The 25,112-nt window shown below is 67.1% G+C and carries 23 protein-coding genes; 22 read left to right on the forward strand and 1 reads right to left on the reverse strand.

Annotated features, from left to right (window positions below; translation table 11 throughout):
* Positions 1–8: 8 nt before the first annotated feature.
* The gene (gene fabG, locus QOL68_RS02230) at positions 9–749 is read left to right on the forward strand and encodes a 3-oxoacyl-[acyl-carrier-protein] reductase (RefSeq protein ID WP_282946553.1); all 741 of its coding nucleotides are present in this window, start codon (positions 9–11) and stop codon (positions 747–749) included.
* 34 nt (positions 750–783) lie between these two features.
* Positions 784–1,323, forward strand: a complete 540-nt coding sequence (locus QOL68_RS02235; protein ID WP_282946555.1) for a hypothetical protein — start codon at positions 784–786, stop codon at positions 1,321–1,323.
* 63 nt (positions 1,324–1,386) lie between these two features.
* On the opposite strand, the gene QOL68_RS02240 is transcribed toward QOL68_RS02235, so the two are convergent.
* The gene (locus QOL68_RS02240) at positions 1,387–3,456 is read right to left on the reverse strand and encodes a TonB-dependent receptor (protein WP_282946557.1); all 2,070 of its coding nucleotides are present in this window, start codon (positions 3,454–3,456) and stop codon (positions 1,387–1,389) included.
* Positions 3,457–3,651: 195 nt separating this feature from the next.
* Between QOL68_RS02240 and QOL68_RS02245 the strand changes: the two genes are divergently transcribed.
* From QOL68_RS02245 to ftsZ, 20 genes are all read left to right on the forward strand, one after another.
* On the forward strand, positions 3,652–4,623 hold the full coding sequence (locus QOL68_RS02245) for a cysteine synthase A (protein WP_204993323.1): 972 nt from the start codon (positions 3,652–3,654) through the stop codon (positions 4,621–4,623).
* Positions 4,620–5,003, forward strand: a complete 384-nt coding sequence (locus QOL68_RS02250; RefSeq protein WP_282946561.1) for a hypothetical protein — start codon at positions 4,620–4,622, stop codon at positions 5,001–5,003. The genes QOL68_RS02245 and QOL68_RS02250 overlap by 4 nt, the downstream gene beginning before the upstream one ends.
* Positions 5,000–6,148, forward strand: a complete 1,149-nt coding sequence (locus QOL68_RS02255; RefSeq protein WP_282946563.1) for a Gldg family protein — start codon at positions 5,000–5,002, stop codon at positions 6,146–6,148. The genes QOL68_RS02250 and QOL68_RS02255 overlap by 4 nt, the downstream gene beginning before the upstream one ends.
* Positions 6,149–6,452: 304 nt before the next feature.
* Entirely contained in the window at positions 6,453–6,953 is a 501-nt protein-coding gene (locus tag QOL68_RS02260) for a division/cell wall cluster transcriptional repressor MraZ (protein WP_058454633.1), read from the forward strand.
* Complete coding sequence (gene rsmH / locus QOL68_RS02265; protein ID WP_282946565.1) at positions 6,950–7,939, forward strand: 16S rRNA (cytosine(1402)-N(4))-methyltransferase RsmH; 990 nt, start codon at positions 6,950–6,952, stop codon at positions 7,937–7,939. Before QOL68_RS02260 ends, rsmH begins: the two co-directional genes overlap by 4 nt.
* The gene (locus QOL68_RS02270) at positions 7,933–8,547 is read left to right on the forward strand and encodes a hypothetical protein (RefSeq protein WP_282946567.1); all 615 of its coding nucleotides are present in this window, start codon (positions 7,933–7,935) and stop codon (positions 8,545–8,547) included. The genes rsmH and QOL68_RS02270 overlap by 7 nt, the downstream gene beginning before the upstream one ends.
* Positions 8,544–10,235 carry a peptidoglycan D,D-transpeptidase FtsI family protein gene (locus QOL68_RS02275; RefSeq protein ID WP_282946569.1) on the forward strand — a complete coding sequence of 564 codons (1,692 nt, stop codon included), beginning with the start codon at positions 8,544–8,546 and terminating at the stop codon, positions 10,233–10,235. Before QOL68_RS02270 ends, QOL68_RS02275 begins: the two co-directional genes overlap by 4 nt.
* Positions 10,235–11,674, forward strand: coding sequence for a UDP-N-acetylmuramoyl-L-alanyl-D-glutamate--2,6-diaminopimelate ligase (locus tag QOL68_RS02280; RefSeq protein WP_282946571.1), 1,440 nt, complete (start codon positions 10,235–10,237; stop codon positions 11,672–11,674). The genes QOL68_RS02275 and QOL68_RS02280 overlap by 1 nt, the downstream gene beginning before the upstream one ends.
* Positions 11,671–13,047 carry a UDP-N-acetylmuramoyl-tripeptide--D-alanyl-D-alanine ligase gene (locus QOL68_RS02285; protein WP_282946573.1) on the forward strand — a complete coding sequence of 459 codons (1,377 nt, stop codon included), beginning with the start codon at positions 11,671–11,673 and terminating at the stop codon, positions 13,045–13,047. Before QOL68_RS02280 ends, QOL68_RS02285 begins: the two co-directional genes overlap by 4 nt.
* Entirely contained in the window at positions 13,047–14,117 is a 1,071-nt protein-coding gene (mraY, locus tag QOL68_RS02290) for a phospho-N-acetylmuramoyl-pentapeptide-transferase (protein ID WP_058454627.1), read from the forward strand. The genes QOL68_RS02285 and mraY overlap by 1 nt, the downstream gene beginning before the upstream one ends.
* Entirely contained in the window at positions 14,114–15,421 is a 1,308-nt protein-coding gene (gene murD / locus QOL68_RS02295; RefSeq protein ID WP_282946575.1) for a UDP-N-acetylmuramoyl-L-alanine--D-glutamate ligase, read from the forward strand. Before mraY ends, murD begins: the two co-directional genes overlap by 4 nt.
* Positions 15,422–15,446: 25 nt before the next feature.
* Positions 15,447–16,664 (forward strand): FtsW/RodA/SpoVE family cell cycle protein, encoded by a 1,218-nt coding sequence (locus QOL68_RS02300; protein WP_282946578.1) that lies wholly within the window; start codon positions 15,447–15,449, stop codon positions 16,662–16,664.
* Positions 16,661–17,845, forward strand: a complete 1,185-nt coding sequence (gene murG, locus QOL68_RS02305; protein WP_282946580.1) for an undecaprenyldiphospho-muramoylpentapeptide beta-N-acetylglucosaminyltransferase — start codon at positions 16,661–16,663, stop codon at positions 17,843–17,845. The genes QOL68_RS02300 and murG overlap by 4 nt, the downstream gene beginning before the upstream one ends.
* Positions 17,845–19,278 carry a UDP-N-acetylmuramate--L-alanine ligase gene (gene murC, locus QOL68_RS02310; RefSeq protein WP_282946581.1) on the forward strand — a complete coding sequence of 478 codons (1,434 nt, stop codon included), beginning with the start codon at positions 17,845–17,847 and terminating at the stop codon, positions 19,276–19,278. Before murG ends, murC begins: the two co-directional genes overlap by 1 nt.
* Positions 19,275–19,421: a hypothetical protein gene (locus QOL68_RS02315; RefSeq protein ID WP_156416438.1), complete on the forward strand. Its 147-nt coding sequence runs from the start codon at positions 19,275–19,277 to the stop codon at positions 19,419–19,421. Before murC ends, QOL68_RS02315 begins: the two co-directional genes overlap by 4 nt.
* Complete coding sequence (murB, locus tag QOL68_RS02320; protein ID WP_058454623.1) at positions 19,418–20,317, forward strand: UDP-N-acetylmuramate dehydrogenase; 900 nt, start codon at positions 19,418–19,420, stop codon at positions 20,315–20,317. Before QOL68_RS02315 ends, murB begins: the two co-directional genes overlap by 4 nt.
* Entirely contained in the window at positions 20,314–21,240 is a 927-nt protein-coding gene (locus QOL68_RS02325; RefSeq protein WP_282946585.1) for a D-alanine--D-alanine ligase, read from the forward strand. Before murB ends, QOL68_RS02325 begins: the two co-directional genes overlap by 4 nt.
* A 10-nt stretch (positions 21,241–21,250) precedes the next feature.
* Positions 21,251–22,192, forward strand: coding sequence for a cell division protein FtsQ/DivIB (locus tag QOL68_RS02330; RefSeq protein WP_282946587.1), 942 nt, complete (start codon positions 21,251–21,253; stop codon positions 22,190–22,192).
* A gap of 3 nt (positions 22,193–22,195) precedes the next feature.
* Positions 22,196–23,452 (forward strand): cell division protein FtsA, encoded by a 1,257-nt coding sequence (gene ftsA / locus QOL68_RS02335; RefSeq protein WP_282946589.1) that lies wholly within the window; start codon positions 22,196–22,198, stop codon positions 23,450–23,452.
* 152 nt (positions 23,453–23,604) lie between these two features.
* Positions 23,605–25,056 (forward strand): cell division protein FtsZ, encoded by a 1,452-nt coding sequence (ftsZ, locus tag QOL68_RS02340; protein WP_282946590.1) that lies wholly within the window; start codon positions 23,605–23,607, stop codon positions 25,054–25,056.
* Positions 25,057–25,112: the final 56 nt, after the last annotated feature.

Raw genomic sequence — 25,112 nt, forward strand, 5'->3', positions numbered from 1 at the left:
AGAATAACATGTTCGATCTCACCGGCATGACGGCCCTCGTCACCGGCGCTTCTGGCGGTATCGGTTCGGCTATCGCGCAGGCGCTTGCGGCGCAGGGCGCGCGGCTTGCGGTTTCAGGCTCCAACGCCGAAAAGCTGAACGCGTTTCGCGACACGCTCGGCGGCGATCATGTCGCGCTCCCGTGCAATCTCGGCGACGGAGCCGCGGTCGATGCGCTCGTTCCTGCGGCGGTCGATGCGCTGGGGCGGCTCGATATCCTCGTGAACAATGCGGGGGTCACGCGCGACAACCTGATCATGCGCATGAAGGACGATGAGTGGTCGGATGTCATCCGCATCAATCTCGAAGCGAATTTCCGTCTCGCGCGCGCTGCCGCCAAGCCGATGATGAAAGCGCGCTTCGGGCGCATCATCTCGATCACCAGCGTCGTCGGTGCGACCGGTAATCCGGGGCAGGCGAACTATGCGGCGTCGAAGGCGGGGGTGACTGGCATGACGAAGGCGCTGGCGCAGGAACTGGCAAGCCGCGGCGTCACCGCCAATTGCGTCGCGCCGGGCTTCATCGTCACCGCGATGACCGACGATCTGCCCGAGGCGCAGAAGGAGGCGCTGAATCAGCGCATCCCCGCGGGCCGGATGGGCGAGGGGAGCGATATCGCCGCCGCCGTGGTCTATCTCGCGTCGAAGGAAGCGGGCTATGTTACCGGCCAGACCTTGCATGTGAACGGCGGCATGGCCATGCTCTCCTGACGGATTGATCCGTGGGGGTGGAAGGAACCGGTTGATGTTCAGGACTTTGGCGGGAAGCGCGGCTTTGGTGCTGGCGGCGATCTCAGGAGGGGCGTCGGCGCAGGAAGGCGCAAAGTTCGACTGCCCGTTCGCCGCATCGGCACCGGCCTTCCGCGCTTCGCTTGGCGAAGCGATGGTGGGGCAGGGCGATCCTGCTGTGCGAAGCGCGCTGGTCGAGCAGCTTCGCAAGACCGTCGATGGCTGCGTCGCCAGCCAGGGGGTCGCCGAAGCGCAGAAAGCCGATTATTTCGACTATAGCCTCGCGCGGATTTCGCGCGAATGGCTGATCGGCGCCATTGCCCGGGCGAACCTGAAGACGGAAATCGTGGACAAGGCGCTCGATTTCGGGCCGGGCCGCGCGAACCCCGACCTGTCGGGCGACATGACCGAAGACCAGATCGTCCTGATCGTTCAAGGCTATGTCAACGCCGGGGTCGACATCGAAAAGGTCGACCAGTCGGTCTGGGAAAAGGTCGGGGCCTATGCGGCCGCGACCTCGATCTATTGGAACAAGCGCCAGCGCCTGCCTTTTTGAACCTTCGACAGGGACCGGGTCCGGCGGCGGCGCCGGACCCGGCCGCCGCCGGGCGCGCCGAGATCAGAAGCTCGCCCGGGCAGTGATGCGGATATCGCGGCCGGCGAGCGGCACATAATCCTTGGTGAAGCTCGCGTGACGGCGGGCGTCGACGTCGAAGATATTGTCGGCGGCGAGTGTCAGCGACAGATTCTTCGTGTCGGGCAGAGGTCGCCAAGTCAGCGATGCATTGACGAGCGTGAAGCCCTTCGTCGCCGTCTCGAACGGCGCGATGCGGGTCTGGTCGTCGGTCCATTCGACCTCGGCGCGCGCGTCGATGCGTTCGCTCGACGCTTCGAGCCCGCCGCGGATGCGCAGCGGCGGGATGCGCGGCACATAGGGCCCGTCGACGATCTTCGCGCGCGTCATGTCGGCGGTCGCGTCGGCGGTGATGTGGAAGCCGCCGACCTGCGCGATCGGGGCGGCGCCCTCGAACTCGAAGCCCCAGGTGCGCGCCTTGTTCTGGCGGAATTCGAACAAGGGCAGGTCATCGGCGATCAGGCCGGTGTCGGTTTCATAGATGAAATTGTCGAACCAGCTCGCATAGCCGGTGATCCCCGCCGACCAGCCGTCGCGCTTGAATTTCAGCGATGCTTCGCCGCCCCAGCTCGTTTCCTTGGCGAAGTCCGGGTTGCCGCGCTCATAGGTCAGCGTCGCGGCGTGCGGACCGTCCGACAGCAGCTCTTCCGCCGACGGCGCGCGCTCGCTGCGCGAGACCGAGAAGCTCGCCTTCAGGCCGTCGGCGAGCTGGTAGGACAGACCCGCCGCGCCCGAAAAACTGTCGAACGAGCGATCGAAGCCGATGCTGTTTGCGGTCACCTTCGAATTTTCGAAGCGCAGCGCGCCTTCGAGCGTGACCGGGCCGCGTTCGAGTTCCTGCAGGGTGAACGCCGCGATGCGCGTCGTCTCGTTCGCCGGCAGGAAGGCTTCGTCGCCGATCGCCGCGAAGTCGCGGAAGCTGTACTGGATGCCGCTCGCCCCACGCCAGCCGCCGCGGTCGTTCTGCGCCAGTTCGGCGCGCGCCTCGATCCCCTTGTTGGTGAAGCGCGTCCCCGGCTCGCCATCGTCGAATTCGGTGTGGGCATAGTCGGCATAGGCGCCGCGCACGCGCAGCTTTTCGAACAGCCCGTCGCCCAACTCGACCTCGCCGCGCAGGTCGACGCGATATTGCCGGGCCTTGATCGTCGGCACTTCGTCGATGTCGGCGCGCGGCGGGATGCCGTAATCATCCTCGAGATAGCCGAAGCTGATGCCAAGCGAGCCGCCGTCGTCGATGAAGGCGGCGCCGACGCCCGCGCTCTTGCTGGTGCTCTGGCTGTTCGGCACCTTGCCGCGGCTGTTCGCGGCATCGGTCAGACGCGTCGCTTCGGCAGCGTCGCCATCGGCGTTCGCGTCGGCGGCGAGGTCGAGCAGATGTTCACGCAGTTCGGGTGCATAAATCAGCCCGCCGACGCGGACATTGTTCGAATCGCGGTAATTGCCGTCGGCATGGACGACGAAGCGCTCGCCCAGCGGCACGTCGACCGACGCGCCGATGCTTTTGTCGTCGGCGGCGGTTCCATAGCTTGCGAGCGCATCGAGATGGAGAGGCGCTTCGGGGATGCCGCGCGGGATTCGCCGGTCGAAGACATTGACCGCGCCGCCGACCGCCTGGCTCGAAAAGAGCAGGACCGAGGGACCGCGCAGGATTTCGATGCGCTCGGCGGTCAGCGGATCGATCGACACCGCATGGTCGGCCGAGGTCGAGGAGGCGTCGATCGCGCCGAGCCCGTCGACGAGCACGGCGGCGCGCTCACCCGAAAAACCGCGCAGGATCGGGCGCGAGGCGCCGGGCGAGAAGCTGCTCGACGACACGCCGGGCTGCGAGGCGAGCGTGTCGCCGATCTGGCCGCGTATGTCCTGCGCCAGCTTTTCGCCTTCCATCACCGAGACGTTGCCGAGGATGTCGAGGCTGCGCACGAAGGGCGCGGTGACGACGATCGCCTGGTCGGTATGATAATCGTCGTCGCCGGTCTGCGGCGCCGTATCCTGGGCAAAGGCGGGGGCGGAAATCAGGACAGCAAGGGTGAGACCGGCGGCGGAGAGCAGTCGCATGTAGGGGAGATCCTGTTGTTCGTGACGTGAATTCGGGCTCGCAGTAATGTTATACTGTCACAAACGCAACCCGCAGCGCTTCGCCCGAAATGCCGTTCGTCGGCGTTCGCGCTCCGTTGGTCGACAAAGGCGCGCGATGGCGCTTCCTAGAGAAGCTGTCTTGCGGCGCCGCGGGCTGCACCTTAGATCAGGGGCATGACCATTGCCAGAACGAGCCTCGAGCTGATCGGCAACACCCCGCTGGTGTTGCTCGAAGGGCCGAGCAAAGCCACCGGGTGCGAAATCTGGGGCAAGTGCGAATATGCAAACCCCGGCGGATCGGTGAAGGATCGCGCCGCGCTTTATATCGTCCGCGATGCAGAGGCGAACGGGAGCCTGCGCCCCGGCGGCACGATCGTCGAGGGGACGGCGGGCAACACCGGGATCGGGCTCGCGCTCGTCGGCAACGCGCTGGGGTACAAGACGATCATCGTCATGCCCGACAACCAGAGTGCCGAGAAGATGGCGACGATCCGTGCGCTCGGTGCCGAACTGGTGCTGGTGCCGCCCGCGCCCTTCGCCAACCCCGGTCATTTCGTCCACACGTCGCGCCGCATCGCCGAGGAAACCGACAATGCGGTCTGGGCGAACCAGTTCGACAATATCGCGAACCGCAAGGCACATATTTTCGGCACCGCCGAGGAAATCTGGGAACAGATGGAGGGGCGCATCGACGGCTTCACATGCGCTGCGGGCACCGGCGGTACCATCGCGGGGACGGGGCTGGGGCTCAAGGCCAAGGACCAGACTATCACCGTTGCGCTCACCGATCCGCACGGCGCCGGACTCTATAATTATTACCAGTGCGGCGAGTTGAAACCCGAAGGGTCGAGCGTGGCCGAGGGTATCGGCCAGAACCGCATTACCGCCAACCTCGAAGGCGCGCCGATCGATACGCAATTCCGTATCTCGGACGAGGAGGGGCTGAAGATCGTCCGCCAGTTGCTCGACGAGGAGGGGCTGTGCCTCGGCCTATCGTCCGGGATAAATGTCGCCGGCGCGATGGCGCTCGCGCGAAAGCTCGGGCCGGGCAACCGGATCGTGACGATCCTCTGCGACAGCGGCTTTCGCTATCTGTCGACGCTCTACAATCCCGAATGGCTGGCAAGCAAGGGGCTGGCGGCATGACGAACAAGACAACCGCAGCCCGGTCGGGCGTCGAACCGCCGCCGGTGCAGGTCAGCGATTCGGTGCGCCGGCTCCAGATCGGCATCGCGGGTGTGCTGACGGTCTTGCTGCTCGTCGGCATGGCGGGGCTGATCGGCGATCGCGCCCGCGAAAGCGCCGCGCAGCAAGCCGCCCCCACCGCGCAGGCGGTCGCGCCCGGCGCGACGACGCCCGCGGGCAGCGCCCCGCTCGAGGAATTGGGGGTCCAGCCGGTCTCGAAGGACCAGAATGTGCCGAGCGACGCCAAGGCGCCGCAGGCGGCGCCGGTCCCGCCCACATCGACGGTGCCCGACCTTGAACCCGATCCGGCGCTCGCACGGGCTCGCCAATCGAAGCAGTGACGCGCGGCGGATCGCTTGCGATGCGCGCTGCGGCGGCGGCGCTTGTCGCGTTGTCGCTCGGATGGATCGTCGGCGGGCAATGCGCGCTCGGACGGGTCGATCCGGCGCTGTCGCTGCCGCTGGTGGCCCTGCCGACGCTAATACTCATATGGAGCCTGCGCTCCGCTACGCGCGGCGGACGGTGGCGGGCGATCGCGCTCTCCCTGCTCATTCTCCTCGCGGCACAAACGATTGTGGCCCTCGCCATGTCGGATGGATCGCCGTGGCTCCAGCTCGCGCTGGTTGCCGTGGGATGGATGCTCGCCGCAACGGTCGCCGACACGCTCGTCCAGTGGCGGAGGGGCGCGGCGCTGACCTTCTTCATGGCGGCGCTGTTCGTCGCCGGCTGGTTTGCCGCCGGGCATGTGCTGCTCGCCGCGCTTTACCGGCCCGCCATTGCGTCTGGGCCGCCCGTCACCCTGCTCACGGGTTTGCCGCTGCGCTGGTCGGCGGGCGAGGATATGGCGGCGATGATAGCGGCGGGCACGAACGAGGATCCGGTGCTGGCCCGCCTCCGCGCGAGCGGCCCGGTCGAGATTGTCGACAGCCTCGTCGATCATCCGCCGGCATCCGGTGGCGCGCTGCTCCTCGCCCATCCGCGCGCGCTGGCGCCGCAGGAGCTGGTCGCGATCGACGCCTTCGTGCGCGGCGGCGGACGCGCCGTCATCCTCGCCGATGCGTTGACGGGCTGGCCGGTGCGCCATCCGATCGGCGATCCGCGCAATCCGCCGGTGACGAGCCTGCTGACCCCGCTGCTCGACCATTGGGGCGTCACGCTCGCTGCCGCGCCGGCTGGCGAGAAAGGGCGGTCGGTGGACGTCGAGCGCGCAAGGCTGCGCCTGTTCAGCGCCGGCCGCTTCGAACGCCTGCCGCCCGCGTGTCAGGCGTTCGCTGCCAGCCGCATTGCGCGATGCCCGATCGGCCGCGGTGAGGTCTGGCTCGTCGGCGATGCCGACCTGCTCTTCGCGCCGCTGTGGCAAGGCGATCCCGTCTGGGCAAACCATCTGCGCCGGGCCGACACGATGGAATGGCTCGCCGCCCGCTTGTGGCCCGACGCGCCGCGCGCCCTACTCCGTCCGCTTTGGGCGCGATTGCCCGCCGAATAAGCGCCTCAAAGCAGAGACTTCCCAAGCTCCGGACGCCAATTCACCGCCGCATGCCCGTGGCTGCCCCGGCGCGCGGTTTGTTTTCGCGCGCCCCGACCCGTCGGGTTCCTCGATTCACCCCAAAATTACCCTTCTGGGGCATAGATTCCCCATACTACCCTAAATTTCCCCTTTTCACCCCGATGGAGTCTTGATAGGCAGGAGTCGGAGAGGGGCAATCTCCACCTGAGTCTTTCGGCGCGGAATCGGTGATTCCGCGGGCAGGAAATTATTGCCCGGAGGCGCGAGACGGGGGGCTACAGCGATGGCGGTTGTTACGCCCGGCCGGTATTCGGGCACCAACTTCGCCGCGATCGATGGCAAGGGACGCATCGCCGTCCCCTCGCAGTTCCGCAACAATGTGCCCCTCAATGCGGACGGCCAGCGCGTGCTTTGGGTCGGTTTCCACGAAAAACTCCCGTGCCTCGTCGCCTATGGCCAGGATCAGTATGATCGCCTGTCCGACGAGATCGAGCGCGACCGCGACACCGCGCTGACCCGTAACCTCGATTTCGACGAGGACGAGGCGTTCAAGAAGCGCTTCAGCTATACCGAGGCCTATACGCTCGACGACAGCGGACGCTTCCTGCCCAACTTCACCGCGCGCGACCGGGTGGGTGAGGCGGGGGCGACCGCCTTCGTCGGCTCGGGCCGCCGTTTCGAAATCTGGTGGTTGCCGAGCCTCGCCGAATGTGTCGAGGCCGACCCGGTCCTCAAGCGGCTCGCGACGGCATGGGAAGAAACGAAGGGGAAGGCGCGAAAGTGACCGAGCTTGCCCCCGACCTTCCTCGGGATCCCCGCCACGACCCGGTCCTCCGTGAAGAAGTCATCGCCGCCCTCGCCATCCTGCCCGGGGAGCGTCATGTCGATGCGACTTTCGGTGCCGGCGGCTACACCCGCGCGATGCTCGCGGCGGGCGCGGACGTCGTTGCCTGCGACCGCGACCCCGACGCGATTGCCGCAGGGCAGGCGCTCGTCGCCGAAGCCGACGGCCGCCTGACGCTGATCCACGGCCGCTTCGGCGAGATCGACCGGCTGCTCGCCGAACGCGGGATCGACGCGGTCGACGGCATAACCTTCGACATCGGCGTTTCGTCGATGCAGCTCGACCAGGGCGAGCGCGGCTTCTCGTTCCAGAAGGACGGCCCCCTCGACATGCGTATGGCGCAGGAGGGCGAAAGCGCCGCCGACTGGCTCAATCGCGCCGACGAGGAAGAAATCGCCGACGTCCTCTATCATTATGGCGACGAGCGCCAGTCGCGCCGCGTCGCGCGCGCGATCGTCGCCGCGCGCCCGCTCAGCCGCACGGCCGAGCTCGCCGCCGTGATCCGCAAGGCGCTGCGTCATCCGCCCGGCGCGCCGAAGGATCCGGCGACGAAGAGCTTTCAGGCCATTCGTATCCACATCAATGGCGAACTCGACGAGTTGGTCGCGGGGCTGAGTGCCGCCGAGCGCATCTTGCGTCCCGGCGGCCGCCTCGCGGTGGTCAGCTTCCACAGCACCGAAGACCGCATCGTGAAGAATTTCCTGCGCGAACGCAGCGGCGGCGACGCCGGTGGTTCGCGGCACCGGCCCGCGCGTTCAACCCCCGCGCGGGCCGCAACTTTCGATACCCCGGCGCGCAAGGTGCGCCCCGGCAAGGCGGAGGAAGCTCGCAACCCGCGCGCGCGTTCGGCGACGCTGCGCAGCGCGGTGCGCACCTCGGCCCCCGCCTGGCCCGAAAACTCGACGAAGGAGTCCATGTCATGCTGATGGCGGCGCGCAAGCTACAGGGGATCGGCCTGGTCCTGCTCGTGCTCATCTTCGCGATGATGCTCTACCCCGTCTCGCTGAAGGTGGCGGCGACGCGCAGCGAGCTGACGCGCGTCGAGCGGCAGATCGACCGGACGCGGGCGAACATCCGCTATCTCGAATCCGAACTCGCAGTGCGCGCTTCGATGCGCCAGCTCGAACAATGGAACGCCGAGAGCTTCGGCTATTCGGCGCCGTCGGCGTCGCAATATCTCGCCAACGAACGCCAGCTCGCTTCGCTCGAAGGCCTGCCACGCGCCCGCGGCGCCAACGAGGTCGCGCCGGTGCTGATGGCGATGGTCAGCCCGGTCGGTGCGACCGCAGCAACGCCGGCGACAACCAAGGACGAGACCGTGAAGCCCGCCGCCATCAAGTCCGCGACGGTCAAGCCCGTGATCCTCGCGCAGGCCGAAACCAGCGTCCGCAGCGACGTCGCGCCGCGCATGGCGCCGACCCGCCGGCGCGAGCAGCTCAAGATGATCGAGGACCAGCTCCTCGCCGAATCGACGCTCGCCGACCTCAAGAAGGCGGCGGCGCGCGAAGCAAGGGAGGGCAAGGCCGCCCAATGAACACGCTGGTCGTCCGTCCGACCCGGGTCCGAACCGCAGGGGTGCGTCAGCAGATCTTGCTGACCGCGCAGCAGCGTCTGATGATGCTGATGCTGCTGTTCACGGCGGCGTTTTTCCTGATTTCGGTGCGTCTGCTCTATTTCGCGCTGTTCGATACCTCGTCGGGGCACGGCAATGGCTCGGCGGCGTTCATTCCCGCCCGCGCCGATATCGTCGACCGCAACGGCGTGCCGCTGGCGCGGACGATCGACGGCTATTCGATCCGCGTCGTGCCTTCGAAGCTGCTCAACAACCGCCAATATCTGGCCGACGAGCTGGTCAAGATCTTCCCCGACACGCCGCGCGAGGAATTCGTCGCCAAGCTGTCAGGTTCGAAGCCTACCTATATCCGCCGCCGCGCGCTGCCCGACCAGGTCGCGGCGGTGAACGCGATCGGCGACGTCGGCTTCGACTTCCCGCGCGAGAAGGAACGGCTCTATCCGCAGCTCACGCTCGCGGCGCACGTCCTCGGCTTCACCGATGCCGAAGGTCACGGCGTTACCGGCATCGAGGGCGCGTTCGACAAGCGGCTGATCGACAAGGCGACGCGCGGCGAGCCGCTGACGCTGTCGATCGACGCGCGCGTCCAGGGTGTGCTCGAAAGCGAGCTTTACAACGCGGTAACGAACCTCGAAGCGATCGGCGGCGCTGGCGTCATTCTGGATGTCCACACCGGCGAGGTGCTGGCGATGACCTCGTTGCCCACCTATAATCCGAACAAGCTCGTCGCCGCCGACGCGCCCGCGCGTCGCAACGCCGTCACCTATAATCTTTACGAGCTCGGGTCGACGTTCAAGCCGCTGTCGATCGGCGCGGCGATCGACGACGGCGTCGTCACCAGCATGGCGCGGCGCTATGACGCCAGCCAGCCACTCGCGATCGCGGGCTTCCGTATCCGAGACAGCCATCCCGGCCGCTGGTACAACGTCCCCGAAACGCTGATCCAGAGCTCGAACATCGCGACCGCGCGCATCGCCGACGAACTCGGGCGCGAAAAGATGGAAAAGCTGTTCCGCAGCCTCGAATTCAACAAGCGGCCGGAGATCGAACTCAAGGAGCGCGCCTTTCCGTTGTGGCCCAAGGAATGGGGCCGCCTGTCGACGATGACGACCGCATACGGCCACGGCATCGCGGTGACGCCGCTGCATCTGGCGAGCGCCTATGCCGCGCTCGTCAATGGCGGCCTCTGGCGCCCCGCCACGCTCGAAAAGCTGGGCGACAAGGCGCCGCCGCCGGGTCGCCGCGTGTTCAAGGCGTCGACCAGCGCGCGGATGCGCCAGCTTCTTCGCCTCATCGTCACCGACGGCACCGGCAAGCAGGCCGACGCGCCGGGTTTCCGGGTGGGGGGCAAAACCGGATCGGCTGAAAAGCCGGGGGTCGGCGGCTATCGTCGTAGCTCGGTCGTCGCGACGTTCGCCGCCGCCTTCCCCATGGACAATCCGCGCTATGTCGTCGTTGCGATGGTCGACGAGCCGAAGGGCAATGCCTATAGCTCGGGCCAGCGCACCGCCGGCTGGACTGCGGCGCCGGTGGTCAAGAAGGTGGTGATGCGCGCGGGGCCGATGTTGGGCGTCTATCCCGACGAAAGCCGCGACGTCGACGTATCCGAACTCATTCCGCTCGTTCGGAGAGACGGGGAAAACGAATAATGCGTCTCTCCGCGCTGCTCGGCGATCATGGCGCGGCAGGCGAGGGTCCGGTGGTAACCGGGCTCGCAATCGACCATCGCAAGGTCGCGCCGGGCACGATCTTCGGCGCCTTCGTCGGCGAGAAATTCAATGGCGAGGACTTTATTCCCGCCGCGATCGCTGCCGGCGCCATTGCGATCGTCGCGCGGCCGGAAGCGAAGGTCGAGGGCGCGGTTCATATCGCCGACGCCAATCCGCGCCGCGCCTTCGCGCATATCGCCGCGCGCTTCTTCCACCGCTTCCCGGCGACCTGCGTGGCGGTGACGGGGACCAACGGCAAGACCTCGACGGTCGAGATGACGCGCCAGCTCTGGCGCATGGCGGGCTTCAACGCCGCGTCGATCGGGACGCTCGGCATCACGACGTCGCAGGACAGCGCCTCGACCGGTCTCACGACCCCCGACATCGTCACCTTCCTGTCGAACATGTCGGGGCTGGCGGCCGAGGGCGTGACGCACGCGGCGTTCGAGGCGTCGAGCCACGGGCTCGACCAGTATCGCACCGAGGGACTGACGGTGAAGGCGGCCGCCTTTACCAACCTCAGCCACGACCATCTCGACTATCATGGGATGATGGAGGCCTATCTGGCCGCCAAGCTCCGCCTCTTTACCGAAGTGGTCGAGCAGGATGGCGCGGCCGTCGTCTGGGCGGACGACGAATATTCGGCGCCGGTGATCGATTCGGTCAGGACACGCGGCGTGCGTCTGTTGACCGTCGGCGCGCATGGCGATGCGCTTCGCCTCGTCTCGCGCGAACCGACCCAACTCGGCCAGTCGCTCGTCATCGCGGCAGGCGACCTCACGCAGAAAGTCAATCTGCCGCTGATCGGCGCCTATCAGGTCGCCAATGCGCTCGTTTCGGCGGGACTCGTCATCGCGACCGGCGGCGATGTCGGCCAGACGCTTTCGAACCTTGCGCGGCTTCAGCCGGTGCGCGGTCGCCTCGAGCGCGCGGCGATCACCAGGGCGGGGGCGCCGGTCTATATCGACTATGCGCACACGCCCGATGCGATCGAAGCGGCGCTCGATGCGCTGCGTCCGCACGCGGGCGGGCGGCTGATCCTGGTCTTCGGCGCCGGCGGCGACCGCGACCAGGCGAAGCGGCCCGAAATGGGCAAAATCGCGGCGGCCAAGGCCGATCTGGCGATCATCACGGACGATAATCCGCGCGGCGAAGACCCCGCTGTCATCCGCGCCGCGATTGCCGAAGGCGCTCCGGGCGCCCGGATCATCGGCGACCGCCGCGCGGCGATCGCCGCCGCGATTGCCGAGGCTCGCGCCAACGACATCGTCTGCATCGCGGGCAAGGGGCACGAGCAGGGCCAGATCGTCGGGTGCGGTGAGGAAATGCGGGTCATTCCGTTCGACGATGTCGCGGTCGCGCGCGAGGAGGCGGCATGACTGCGCTCTGGACCGCACGCGCCATCGCTGCGGCGACCGGTGGAACCGCGACCGCCGACTTCACCGTAAACGGCGTCGCCTTCGACTCGCGCGAGGTGACGAAGGGCGACCTCTTCATCGCGATGAAGGGCGAGGCGACCGACGGTCATAAATTCATCGACAAGGCGATCGCGGCGGGCGCCGCCGGGATCGTCTGCGAAACCGAGATCGACTTTCCGCACGTCCGTGTCGCCGACAGCGTTGCCGCGCTGAATGCACTCGGTATAGCGTCGCGGGCGCGCAGCCATGGCCGCATCATCGGGGTCACCGGATCGGCGGGCAAGACCGGGACGAAAGAGGCGCTGTTCGCCGCGCTCGATCGCTTCCGGCCCGGCAAGGCGCATCGTTCGGTCAAGAGCTACAACAATCATGTCGGCGTGCCCCTCAGCCTGTCGCGGATGCCCTCGACCGCCGATTTCGGCGTGTTCGAAATGGGGATGAACCATGCCGGCGAGCTCGCGGCGCTGACTCGCATGGTGCGCCCGCACGTCGCGATCGTCACCACCATCGCCCCCGCGCACATGGAATTCTTCAGCGGCGAAGAGGCGATCGCCGACGCGAAGGGCGAGATTTTCGAAGGGCTCGAACCCGGCGGCACCGCGATCGTGCCGTTCGACAGCCCGCATTACGCCCGCCTCCGCGCCAAGGCCGAACAGCACGCCGCGCATATCGTCAGCTTCGGGCTGGGCGAGGGCGCCGACGTCCGCGCGGTCGACTGGCTGTCCGACGGGCAGGGCGGCTCGCTCGTCACCGCACAGGTGCAGGATGCGCTCCTCTGCTTCACCATTTCACAAGCGGGGGCGCATTGGGTGTCGAACGCGATGGCGGTGCTTGCGGCGGTGAAGGCGGTCGGCGGCGACCTGCCCGCGGCGGGGCTCGCCTTTGCCGAGATGGGCGGGCTCGCGGGGCGCGGGGCGCGTCATCGGGTGCCGGTTCCAGGCGGCCATATCCTCGTCATCGACGAGAGCTACAACGCCAATCCCGCTTCGATGGCTGCGACGATCGGCCAGTTGGCGACCGAGTCCGGTGAACGGCGGATCGCGATTCTGGGTGCGATGCGCGAGCTTGGGCCGGGCAGCGAGGCCTATCATCAGGGGCTCGCGGCTCCGCTCGTCGCGGCCGGGGTGCAGTTCGCCCTGCTTGTCGGCGAAGAGATGGCGCCGCTCGCCAAAGCGCTTGAGGGGCGTATCGATTTCGAGCATGTGGCCGCGCACTCGGCCGCGACTGGGCGGCTAAAGGACTTGATCCGCCCCGGCGACACGGTGCTGGTCAAGGGGTCGAACAGCGTCGGCCTGTCGCATGTTGTGACGGCGCTGACCAACGGGGATTATTGATGCTGTACTGGCTGGCGGAATGGCTTGGCTTTCCGGGGGTTCTCAATCTCATCCGCTATCTGAGCTTCCGCTCGGGCGCGGCGGTCGCCACGGCGCTGATCATCGGCCTCTGGATCGGGCCGCGCTTCATCCTCATGCTGCGGATGCGGCAGGGGAAGGGGCAGCCGATCCGCGACGACGGCCCGCAGAGCCATCTCGCGAAAAAGGGCACGCCGACGATGGGCGGCCTGATGATCCTGATATCGCTGATGATTTCGGCGCTGCTGTGGATGGACCTGTCGAACCGCTTCGTCTGGGCCTGCATCTTCGTGACCGGCGGTTTCGCGCTCGTCGGCTTTCTCGACGATCTCGACAAGGTCACGAAGGCCAGCCACCGGGGGATTCCGGGGCGCGTGCGCCTGCTGGTCGAGTTTCTGATCGCCGGGGTCGCGGTGGTGCTGATCGTGTCGCGCACCGGCACCGACCTGTATCTGCCTTTCTTCAGCGGCGTGGTGCTCGAACTCGGGCCCTTCTATTATCTCTTCGCGATGGTACTGATCGTCGGTTTCGGCAACGCGGTGAACCTCACCGACGGGCTCGACGGGCTCGCGACGTTCCCGGTGATCATCGCCAGCCTGACCTTCCTCGTCATCGTCTACCTGTCGGGCAACGTGAAGTTCGCTGGCTACCTAGGCATCCCGCACGTCCCCGGCGCGGGTGAGCTTGCGGTGTTCGCCGCCGCGATCATCGGCGCGTGCCTCGCCTTCCTGTGGTTCAACGCGCCGCCCGCGGCGGTGTTCATGGGCGACACCGGCAGCCTCGCGCTTGGCGGCGCGCTCGCGACGATCGCGGTGACCGCGCAGCACGAACTCGTCCTGGTCCTCGTCGGCGGGCTGTTCGTGGTCGAGGCGCTGTCGGTGATCATCCAGGTGTTCTGGTACAAGCGGACGGGCAAGCGCGTCTTCCGCATGGCGCCGATCCACCATCATTTCGAACAACTCGGCTGGCCCGAATCCACCGTGGTCATCCGCTTCTGGATCGTCTCGATCGTCCTCGCGCTCGCGGGGCTCGCGACCTTGAAGCTCCGGTGATCACCTCGCGCGTCTTTGCCGGCCGCCGTTACGCGGTTCTGGGACTGGCGCGCTCGGGGCTGGCGACCGTCGAGGCGCTCGTCGCCAGCGGCGCGGGGGTCACCGCATGGGACGAGCGCGAGGAGGCGCGCGACGATGCAATGGCGCTGGGCGCCGATATCGGCAATCCGCTCGATATCGACCTGATCGGCTTTGCGGGCGTCGTCGTCTCGCCCGGCGTGCCGCTCAACCGTCACCCGATCGCCGCGCACGCGCGCACGGCGCACGTGCCCGTGATCGGCGACATCGAAATCTTCGCAGAGGCGGAGGGCGCCCTGCCGCCGCACAAGGTCGTCGGCATCACCGGCACCAACGGCAAGTCGACCGTAACCGCGCTGGTCACCCATATGCTCGAAAGCGCGGGCGTGCCGACCCTGATGGGCGGCAACATCGGCCTGCCGATCCTCAGCCGCGATCCGCTGCCCGAAGGCGGCGTGTACGTCCTCGAACTGTCGAGCTACCAGATCGACCTGTCGCACAGCCTCGCCTGCGACGTCGCGGTGCTGACGAACCTCAGCCCCGACCATCTCGACCGCTACGACGGCTTTGCGGGCTATGCCGCGTCGAAGGCGCGGCTCTTCAGTCTCCAGCACCGCGATCAGGTCGCAATCGTCGCTACCGACGACGATCCGTCGCGGATGATTGCGGGGCGCATCAATCATCGTCTCCACCGCGTCTCGGCAAAGGATATCGACCCCGTCGATCAGGCGCGCTGGCCCGCGCTGCAGGGGCCGCACAATGCGCAGAACGCCGTCTGCGCGATCGCGGTCTGCCGCGTGCTCGGATTGAACGACGAACAGATCGAGCGGGGGCTCGCGACCTACAAATCGCTCCCGCACCGGATGGAATTGGTCGGCGAAGCCCATGGTGCCCGCTGGTTCAACGACAGCAAGGCGACCAACGCGGCTTCCGCTGCACCGGCGCTGGCGGCTTTCCCGCCGGCGCCGGACCAGCGTCTTCACTGGATTGCCGGGGGGCAGGCCAAGGGCGACGGGCTTTCCGCCTGCCGTCCCTGGTTCGGACACGTCAAGCGCGCCTATCTGATCGGCGAAGCGATGGACGCCTTCGCGGCCGAGATCGGCGACGCGATCCCGGTCGAGCGCTCGGGCGACCTTGCGGCCGCGGTGGGGCAGGCGGCGGCGCTGGTCGCGCCGGGCGACGTGGTGCTGCTCTCGCCCGCCTGCGCCTCGTTCGACCAGTTCAAGGATTATGAGCAGCGGGGGGACATGTTCCGCGACCTTGTACGGGCGCTGGAGCGTGAGTGACGAGATGCGCGGGGGGAGCGAACCGATGGATGCAGCCGAACGACCGGTGATCGCCGCGACGACGCGGACGGCGAAGCGGCGCGGACCGCGCCTCAGCCGCGCCGACCGCACCCCGCTCGGCCTGTGGTTCTGGGAAATCGACCGCGTGCTGCTGCTGCTCGTCTCGATGCTGATTGCGACCGGGCTCGTCGCCGTCGCGGCTGCCTCGCCCGTGGCGGCGCAGAAACTGTCGACCGCGACCGCCAGCCTCGACCCGCTCTATTATTTCTATCGCCAGCTCATGTGGGTCGTCGTCGGCGTCCCGGTGATGCTCGCAGTGTCGATGCTACCCAAAGCGCAGGCACGGCGCTTTGCCATCTATGGCACGATCGTTTTCATGGCGCTGCTGTTCCTCGTGCCGCTGATCGGCACGACGGTGAACGGCGCGCAGCGCTGGCTTGGCAGCGGCATCTTCCGCCTCCAGCCGTCGGAGTTTCTGAAGCCGTTCTTCGCGGTCACGCTCGCGTGGATCCTGTCGCTGCGCCTCCACGACCAGAGCCTGCCCGTTGTCCCCTTGTCCTTCCTGCTCACCGGCGTGATCGGCGTGCTGCTGATGGGCCAGCCCGACCTCGGGCAGACGATCATCTTCATCGGCACCTGGCTGGTGCTCGTGATGGTCGCGGGGCTTTCGATGCGGATCATCGGCGTCCTCGCCGCAAGCGGCCTTGCCGGGATCGTCGTCGCATACTTCACCTATTCGGTCGCGCATCAGCGCATCAACAGCTGGCTGTTCGGCGAGGGCGACAGCTTTCAGGAGGACAAGGCGCACGCGACGATCACCGCCGGCGGGCTCATTGGCTCGGGCCCCGGCGCGGGGCTCGCCAAGTTCAAGCTGCCCGAAGCGCATACCGACTACATCTTCTCGGTGATCGGCGAGGAGTTCGGGATCATCGCGTGCATCGCGATCGCGGTCCTGTTTCTCGCGATCATCGTCCGCGTGCTGGTCCGCCTGCTCGACGAGGAGGACAGCTTCCTGATCCTCGCGGTCGCGGGGCTGATCGCGCAGTTCGGCGGACAGGCAACGATCAATATGGCAGTGAACACGCAGCTGTTCCCGTCGAAGGGCATGACCCTCCCCTTCATCAGCTATGGCGGCTCGTCGTTCATCGCTTTGTCGATCGGTATGGGTTTGCTCTTGTCGCTGACCCGCCGGAACCCCTATGCGGCGCGGGTGTCCCTCACCCGCAACTGGAACAATAAATGACAGCGACCCGCCACTTCCTCCTCGCCGCCGGGGGAACCGGGGGGCATATGCTGCCCGCCTATGCCCTCGCGGGCGAACTGATCGCGCGCGGGCACCGCGTGGCGCTGGTGAGCGACGATCGCGGCCTGAAGATTCCTGGCGCCCCTGCCGATCTCGAAACGCATGTCCTTCCCGCCGGCCGCGTGTCGGGCGGCCCCGTCGGCTGGGTCAAGGCGGCGTTCGCGATCCGCAAGGGGCGCCGCATGGCCATCGACCTGATCGAGGAATTCGACCCGGCGGTCGTCGTCGGCTTCGGCGGCTATCCCTCGCTCCCCAGCCTGCTCGCGGCGGGCGCGACCAGGCGCCCGCGGGTGATCCACGAACAGAATGCCGTGCTCGGCCGCGTCAACCGGTTGATGGCGCCGCGCGTCGACGCAGTCGCGGTTGCCTATCGCAATATCCAGCGCTTTCCGGCGGGGCATGAGCTCAAGAAGCATATCACCGGCAACCCGGTGCGCGACGAAATCGCCCAAATCCGCGACGAGGGCTTCCCGCCGCTTCCCGAGGACGGCATCGTCCGCCTGCTCGTCGTCGGCGGCAGCTTGGGCGCCACGGTGCTGAGCGATGTTGTCCCCGCCGCAATCGCGATGCTGCCGCGCGCGCTGCTCGACCGGCTGCAGGTCGTGCAGCAGTGCCGCGAGGACGATATCGAGGCGGTGCGCGCCAAATATGCCGACCTCGGCGTCGCTGCCGAATGCGCGCCCTATATCAAGGATTTTCCTGAGCGGCTGCGCTGGGCGCATCTGGTGATCGCGCGCGCGGGCGCATCGACCGTCGCCGAACTCGCCTGCGCCGGGCGTCCCGCGATCTTTGTCCCCTATCCGCACGCGATGGACAATCACCAGACCTATAACGTCGTTGATCTGGTCGAGGCAGGCGGGGCGATTTCGTTCCAGCAGCCCGATTTTACCGCGGCAGAGGTTGCGAAGCATATCCAGCGCATGGCGCTCGAACCCGGCGCGCTCGAAGAGGCGGCCGAACGCGCCGCGAGCTGCGGTCTTCCGAATGCGACGCGCGACCTTGCCGATCTTGTCGAGTCGCTCGCCGCACCGCCGATGATGGACGTGATCCGCGTCGGATCGCCTTCGCGTGGCGCTGCCGTTGCGTCCGGCGTCGCCGCGACGCGCGCGGGAGAACGCTGATGCGCGGCGTTGCGACCGATATCGGCATCATCCACTTTATCGGCATCGGCGGCATCGGCATGTCGGGGATCGCCGAGGTGATGCACAATCTTGGCTATCAGGTGCAGGGCAGCGACATCGCCGACTCCTATGTCGTCGAGGGACTTCGGGCGCGCGGGATCAAGGTCGCGATCGGCCACGACGCTTCGAACGTCGACGGCGTCGCGGTCGTCGTCACCTCGACCGCGGTCAAGCGCGGCAATCCCGAGGTCGAGGCGGCGCTCGCGCACCGTATCCCGATCGTCCGCCGCGCCGAAATGCTCGCCGAGCTGATGCGCCTGAAGTCGACCGTCGCGATCGCCGGCACGCACGGCAAGACGACGACGACCAGCCTTGTCGCCGCGCTGCTCGACGCGGGCGGGATCGACCCGACGGTGATCAACGGCGGCATCATCAACAATTATGGTTCGAACGCGCGTCTCGGCGCGTCGGACTGGATGGTGGTCGAAGCCGACGAGAGCGACGGCAGCTTCCTGCGCCTCGACGGCACGATCGCGGTCGTCACCAATATCGATCCCGAACATCTCGACCATTATGGCAGCTTCGACGCGATCAAGGACGCCTTCGTCGAGTTTATCGAGAATGTACCCTTTTACGGGGCGGCGATGCTCTGTCTCGACCATCCCGAGGTGCAGGCGATCATCCCGCGCATCCGCGACCGCCGCATCGTGACCTATGGCTTCTCGGCACAAGCGGACGTGCGCGGCACCAATGTCACGCCCGGTCCCGACGGCAACCGCTTCGACGTCGTCGTCCGCGACCGCGACGGGAACAGCCGCACGATCGAGGGCATCCATTTGCCGATGTCGGGCCGCCACAACGTCCAGAACGCGCTCGCGGCGATTGCGGTGGCGCTGCACATGGGCGTCAGCGACGACAAGATCGTTTCGGGCTTCAACGGCTTTGCGGGGGTCAAGCGCCGCTTTACCAAGGTCGGGGAGATCGCGGTCAAGGATGGCGTCGTCACCGTCATCGACGATTATGCCCACCACCCGGTCGAGATCCGCGCCGTGCTGTCGGCCGCGCGCGAGGGAGCAGGGGCCGGGCGCGTCGTTGGCGTCGTCCAGCCGCACCGCTTCACGCGTCTCCGTGATCATATGGACGATTTCCAGCAGGCGTTTAACGACGCCGATATCGTGTTCGCGCTGCCCGTCTATGCGGCCGGGGAAGCGCCGATCGACGGCGTGTCGTCGGATGCGCTGGTCGCGGGCCTGCGCGACCGCGGTCATCGCCAGGCGAATGTCGTGGCGGATGCCGGGACGCTGGCTGGGAGCATCGCGGATAGCATCAAGGCGGGCGATCTCGGTGCGGGCGATATGATCATCTGCCTTGGCGCGGGTGATATTACGAAGATGGCGGCGGGGCTGGCGAGCGCGGTGGAGGGGCAGAAATGACCCTTTCCTTCACTCGTCATGCTGAACTTGTTTCAGCATCCATGGCCGGTCTTCTCGATCAACGCGGCGCATGTTTCGAGGTCCGGCCATGGACCCTGAAACAAGTTCAGGGTGACGAAGAAAAGAAAGGTCGCGCAATATGAATGCGACCGCCACCCTCCCGGCCGTTCGCGGCAAGCTGACGGCAAAGGCCCCGCTGGCCCCGCTCGTCTGGTTCAAGTCGGGCGGCCCCGCCGACTGGCTGTTCGAGCCGAAGGACGCCGACGATCTCGCCGCCTTCCTCCGCGATCTCGATCCCGCGATCCCGGTGATGGCGCTCGGCCTCGGCTCGAACCTGATCGTCCGCGACGGCGGCTTTCCCGGCGTCGTCGTCCGGCTCGGCAAGGCGTTCGCGAAGGTGGTTGTTGAGGATGGGCAGACGCTAAGCTGCGGCGGCGGCGCTTCTGGCATTCTGGTCTCTTCGACGGCACGGGATGCCGGTGTAGGCGGCCTCGAATTTCTTCGCTCCATTCCGGGCACCGTTGGTGGCTTCGTCCGCATGAACGGCGGTGCTTATGGTCGCGAGGTGAAAGACATTCTGATCAGTTGCGAGGTCGTGCTTCGGTCAGGTCAGCGCAAATTCCTTGCTTTGGAAGACCTCGGCTACACTTATCGCCACAGCGAATTGCCCGAGGGCGCGGTCGTCGTCGGCGCAACCTTCCGTGGCTATCGGGATGAACCCACAGCCATTCAGGCCGAAATGGACCGCATCTCGGCGAGCCGCGAAGCCTCGCAGCCGCTGCGTTCGAAGACCGGCGGCTCGACCTTCAAGAACCCCGACGGGTACAAGGCGTGGCAGCTTGTCGATGAAGCCGGCTGCCGCGGCTTCGCGGTCGGCGGCGCGCAGGTTAGCGAGAAGCACACCAACTTCCTGATCAACACCGGCGACGCGACAAGCGCCGATATCGAGGCGCTCGGCGAGGAAGTCCGCCGCCGGGTGAAGGACAAGAGCGGCATCGATTTGCAATGGGAGATACAGCGCGTGGGTAAGCCCGAATGAGCCGAGGGCCGTGGCATGTCGCCGTCCTGATGGGGGGCTGGTCGGCCGAACGCGAAGTGTCGCTGATGAGCGGCAATGGCGTCGCCGACGCGCTTGAAAGCCGCGGGCACAAGGTCACACGTATCGACATGGATCGCGACGTGGCGCTGCGGCTGGCGGAGGCAAAGCCCGACGTCGTGTTCAACGCGCTTCACGGCGTCCCGGGCGAAGACGGGACGGTGCAGGGCATGCTCGACCTGATGGGCCTCAAATACACCCATAGCGGCCTCGTCACGTCGGTGATCGCGATCGACAAGGAATTGACGAAGCAGGCGCTTGTCCCGCATGGTATCCCGATGCCGACGGGGACGATGGTCGACAGCGAAAGCCTTTATTCGGTCGACCCCTTGCCGCGTCCCTATGTCCTCAAGCCTGTGAACGAAGGCTCGTCGGTCGGGGTCGCGATCGTCAAGGACGACAGCAATTACGGCAACCCGATTGCGCGCGATGCGGTCGGCCCCTGGCAGGAGTTCGACCGGCTGCTCGCCGAGCCCTTCATCAAGGGGCGCGAGCTGACTGTCGCGGTGCTCGGCGACCGGGCGCTCGGCGTGACCGAACTGCGCGTCAAGTCGGGCTTCTACGACTATGACGCCAAATATACCGAGGGACTGACCGAGCATGTCTGCCCCGCCGAAGTCCCGGACGACATCGCGCAGCGGATGAAGGATCTCGCGGTGCAGGCGCACCGCCTGCTCGGTTGCAAGGGCGCGTCGCGCTCCGATTTCCGCTGGGACGACGAACATGGCCTCGCGGGCATCTTCCTGCTCGAGGTCAACACCCAACCCGGCATGACGCCGCTCAGCCTCGTGCCCGAGCAAGCGCGCGCCATCGGCATGGATTATGCCGAACTCGTCGAACGTATCGTGGGGGAAGCCCTGTCATGAGAATGAAGTCATGAGCAGTACGAAGATCAAGCGCGGCAAGGCCGCGCCGCGGCGCCCCGCGCGCACGACGAAGAAGCGGCGCTCGGTCCAGAAGTCCCGCCTCAACGCTGTGATCAATGCGCTGCCCGTATCGCCGCAGCAGCTTCAGCGCGTCGCCAACTGGACGATCGGCCTCGGCCTCGCCGCGCTGATCGTGCTTGTCGCGCACGCGACCGGCGTCACCGCGAAAATTCACGAGGAATATGCCCAGGCGGTCGGCCGGGCGGGCTTCATGGTCAAGAAGGTCGAGGTCGTCGGCGCCGACCGCATCGACCGGCTCAAGGTCTATGACATCGCGCTCGCGCAGAAGGACCGCTCGATGGCGGCGGTCGACCTCGAGGATGTGCGCCACGACCTGATGCAATATGGCTGGATCAAGGACGCGCGCGTGTCGCGCCGTCTGCCCGACACGCTCGTCGTCGACATCGTCGAACGGTCACCCGCCGCGATCTGGCAGCACAACAATCGCCTCTCGCTGATCGACGAAAAGGGCGTCGTGCTCGAACCCGTCAGTGTCGCGACGATGCCCGACCTGCCGCTCGTCATCGGGCCGCGCGCGAACCAGCGCGCGCAGGATCTCGAACGCCTGCTCGCCGAGGCGAGCAGCCTCAAGGAATTGCTCGCCGGGGCGACCTGGGTCGGCAACCGCCGCTGGGATCTGCGTTTCCGCAGCGGTGAGACGCTGTCGCTCCCCGAGGGTGAGGGCGAGGCGAAGGCCGCGCTTGCCAGGTTCGCGCATATGGACGGCGCCAACCGGTTGCTCGGGCGCGGCATATTGCGTTTCGACATGCGTGACCCGTCGCGTTTCGTGCTACGCTTGCCGCACGAAGGGCAGGTGGCGCCGACGAAGCTCGAAGACGCGCGCGATGCGGTCGACGCCGTTGCCGGGGCCAGCTCGGCGGTGAAAGGATAAGCCATGGCGCCGCCGCGCATCGAAAAGATCATCACCGCGCTCGATGTCGGGTCGTGGAAGGTCTGCGCGCTGATCGCGGGACAGACGGCGGACGGTGCGCTCCATGTCCTCGGCACCGGCCAGCGCGAGAGCCGGGGCGTCCAGCGCGGCTATGTCGCCGACATGGAACAGACCGAGCATATCGTGCGCGAGGCGATCGAGCAGGCCGAACGCATTGCAGGGCTGAACATCGACGATGTCTGGGTCAGCTTCTCGGCGGGCAGCCTGCTCAGCGATGTCGCGCCGATCGAGAGCGAGCTTGGCGGCCACCGCATCGAGCAGGAGGATATCGACGACCTGCTCGCCGCGGGACGCGCCGGCATCGACCCCGAGGGACGGATGATTCTGCACGCGCAGCCCGCGCTCTATACGCTCGACGGCCTCACCGGGGTCAAGAACCCGATCGGCCTTCACGCCGACCGGCTCGGCGTCGACATCCATATCATCATGGCCGATGGCGCGCCGGTGCGGAACCTAGAGGCTGCGGTGCGGCAGGCGCATCTCGACGTCAACGCGGTCGTGGCGTCGCCGATCGCCGCAGGGCTCGCCTGCCTGTCGGACGAGGAGCGCGACCTCGGCGTCGCGCTCGTCGAGCTTGGCGCGGCGGTCACCACCGTCTCGCTCTACGCGGGGGGGATGCTGGTCGAAATGGCGTCGCTGCCCTTCGGCGCCAGCGACATCACGGACGATATCGCTTCGGCCTTCGGTATCCGCCGCAGCCAGGCGCAGCGGTTGCAGAGCTTCTATGGCTCGGCCTCGGCCAGTCCGCGCGACAATAACGAGATCATCGAGCTTGACCCTTCCGCGCCCACCGGGTCGGATTCGCCGCGCATCACGCGTGCGCAGCTCGTTGCGGTCATCCGCCAGCGCCTCGACGCGATGATGGGAGACGTCGGGAGGACGCTGAAAGACCTGCATTTTGTCGGCCCGGTTGGCCGCCAGGTCGTGCTCGTCGGTGGCGGCGCCGACCTGAAAGGGATCGCCGATTATACCCAGAGCGCGCTCGGCCGCGCGGCGCGCATCGGCCGGCCGCGCGGTCTGCACGGCCTGCCCGACGCGCATTCGGGCCCCGCTTTCGCGACGCTCGCGGGACTGGTTCTCTACGCCGCGTCGGACCCGGTGGACCTTCGCGACCTGCCGATGATGGCGCAGGATGTGTACCGGCCGAAGAGCACCGGGATCATCAACCGTTTGATGGCCGCTCTCAAGAGCAGTTTTTGATGTCCAGGGGACGAAAAGGTTAATTTTTTGGGTGATTCCGAGGTCACAATAGTGCAATGCAATACCAGAATGCCGGACGGTGGGACTGACGTCCGGATGGGTCGCAAGGTGAGGGAAGCGGCGCAGGTCCGCCGCTGCAGGGAGATTAGTGGATGAGCATCAATATTGGCCCGCCGCAGGTCGATGAACTGAAACCGCGTATCGCGGTTATCGGGGTTGGCGGCGCCGGGGGCAATGCCATCGCCAACATGATCGCCTCGCGCGTCGAGGGCGTCGATTTCGTCGTCGCCAACACCGACGCGCAGGCGCTGAACGCATCGCCGGCCGAACGCCGCATCCAGCTGGGGACGCAGATCACCCAGGGGCTGGGCGCGGGTTCGCGGCCCGAGGTCGGCCGCGCGGCCGCCGAGGAAAGCATCGCGCAGGTCGAAGAGGCGCTGAACGGTGCGCATATGTGCTTCATCGCCGCGGGTATGGGCGGCGGCACCGGCACCGGTGCGGCGCCGGTGATCGCCAAGGCGGCGCGCGACCGCGGCATCCTGACCGTCGGCGTCGTGACCAAGCCCTTCACCTTCGAGGGTAATCGCCGGATGCGCTCGGCCGAGGCCGGTATCGCCGAGTTGCAGGATCATGTCGACACGCTGATCGTCATTCCGAACCAGAACCTCTTCCTCGTCGCCAACCCGAACACGACCTTCAAGGAAGCGTTCACGATGGCCGATGAAGTGCTCCAGCAGGGCGTTCGCGGCATCACCGACCTGATGGTCATGCCGGGCCTCATCAACCTTGACTTCGCCGACGTGCGCAGCGTGATGCGCGAAATGGGCAAGGCGATGATGGGCACCGGCGAGGCCGAAGGCGACGGCCGCGCGCTCGAGGCGGCGCAAAAGGCGATTGCCAACCCGCTGCTCGACGGCGTGTCGATGGCGGGCGCGAAGGGCGTCATCATCTCGATCACCGGCGGCGAGGACATGCGCCTGATGGAGGTCGACGAGGCGGCGAACCACATCCGCGAGCTGGTCGACCCCGATGCGAACATCATCTGGGGCAGCGCCTTCAACGAGGGGCTTGAGGGCAAGATTCGCGTGTCGGTCGTTGCGACCGGCATCGACGGCACCGGCGAGGTCGCAGCCCCCGCGGCGGCGATGACGCGTGGTTTCTCGTTCCAGCCCGCGCGCGCCGCGGCGTCTGCGCCGGTCGCCGAGGAAATGCTCGTCGAACCCGAGGCCGAAGAAACGCCGGTCGAGGCGGCCGCCGGGGAATTCGCCAGCGATCCTGCGCCCGGCTTCTCGCTCGGCGAAGCGCCCGAGGCTCGCGCTGCCGAGGTGGCAGAGGAGGAGCCGATGGAATTGTCGCAGGTCGCGGCGACCTATGACGACACCACCGACGAGCTGGTGCTCAGCGAACCCGAGGCTCCGGCTGGCGATGCCGGCCCGGAATCAACGGCTGCTGCCGAAGAGGCGCCGGCGCGTTCGCTCGGCGGCGGTACGTTGTTCGAACGCATGTCGCGCCTGTCGCGCGGCGGCGGCGCGGCCGAACGGGACGAGGACAAGGACGACGGGGTAGACCTGCCGCGATTCCTCGGTCGCCAGAACAACCAGTAACAGGGCAGCGATCGGCCGCCCGTCAGGGCAAGGCAGGCCGACAAGCGGGATGATCT

This window comes from Sphingopyxis sp. Geo25 (genome assembly GCF_949769135.1).
In the GTDB taxonomy this organism is placed as follows: Bacteria; Pseudomonadota; Alphaproteobacteria; order Sphingomonadales; family Sphingomonadaceae; genus Sphingopyxis.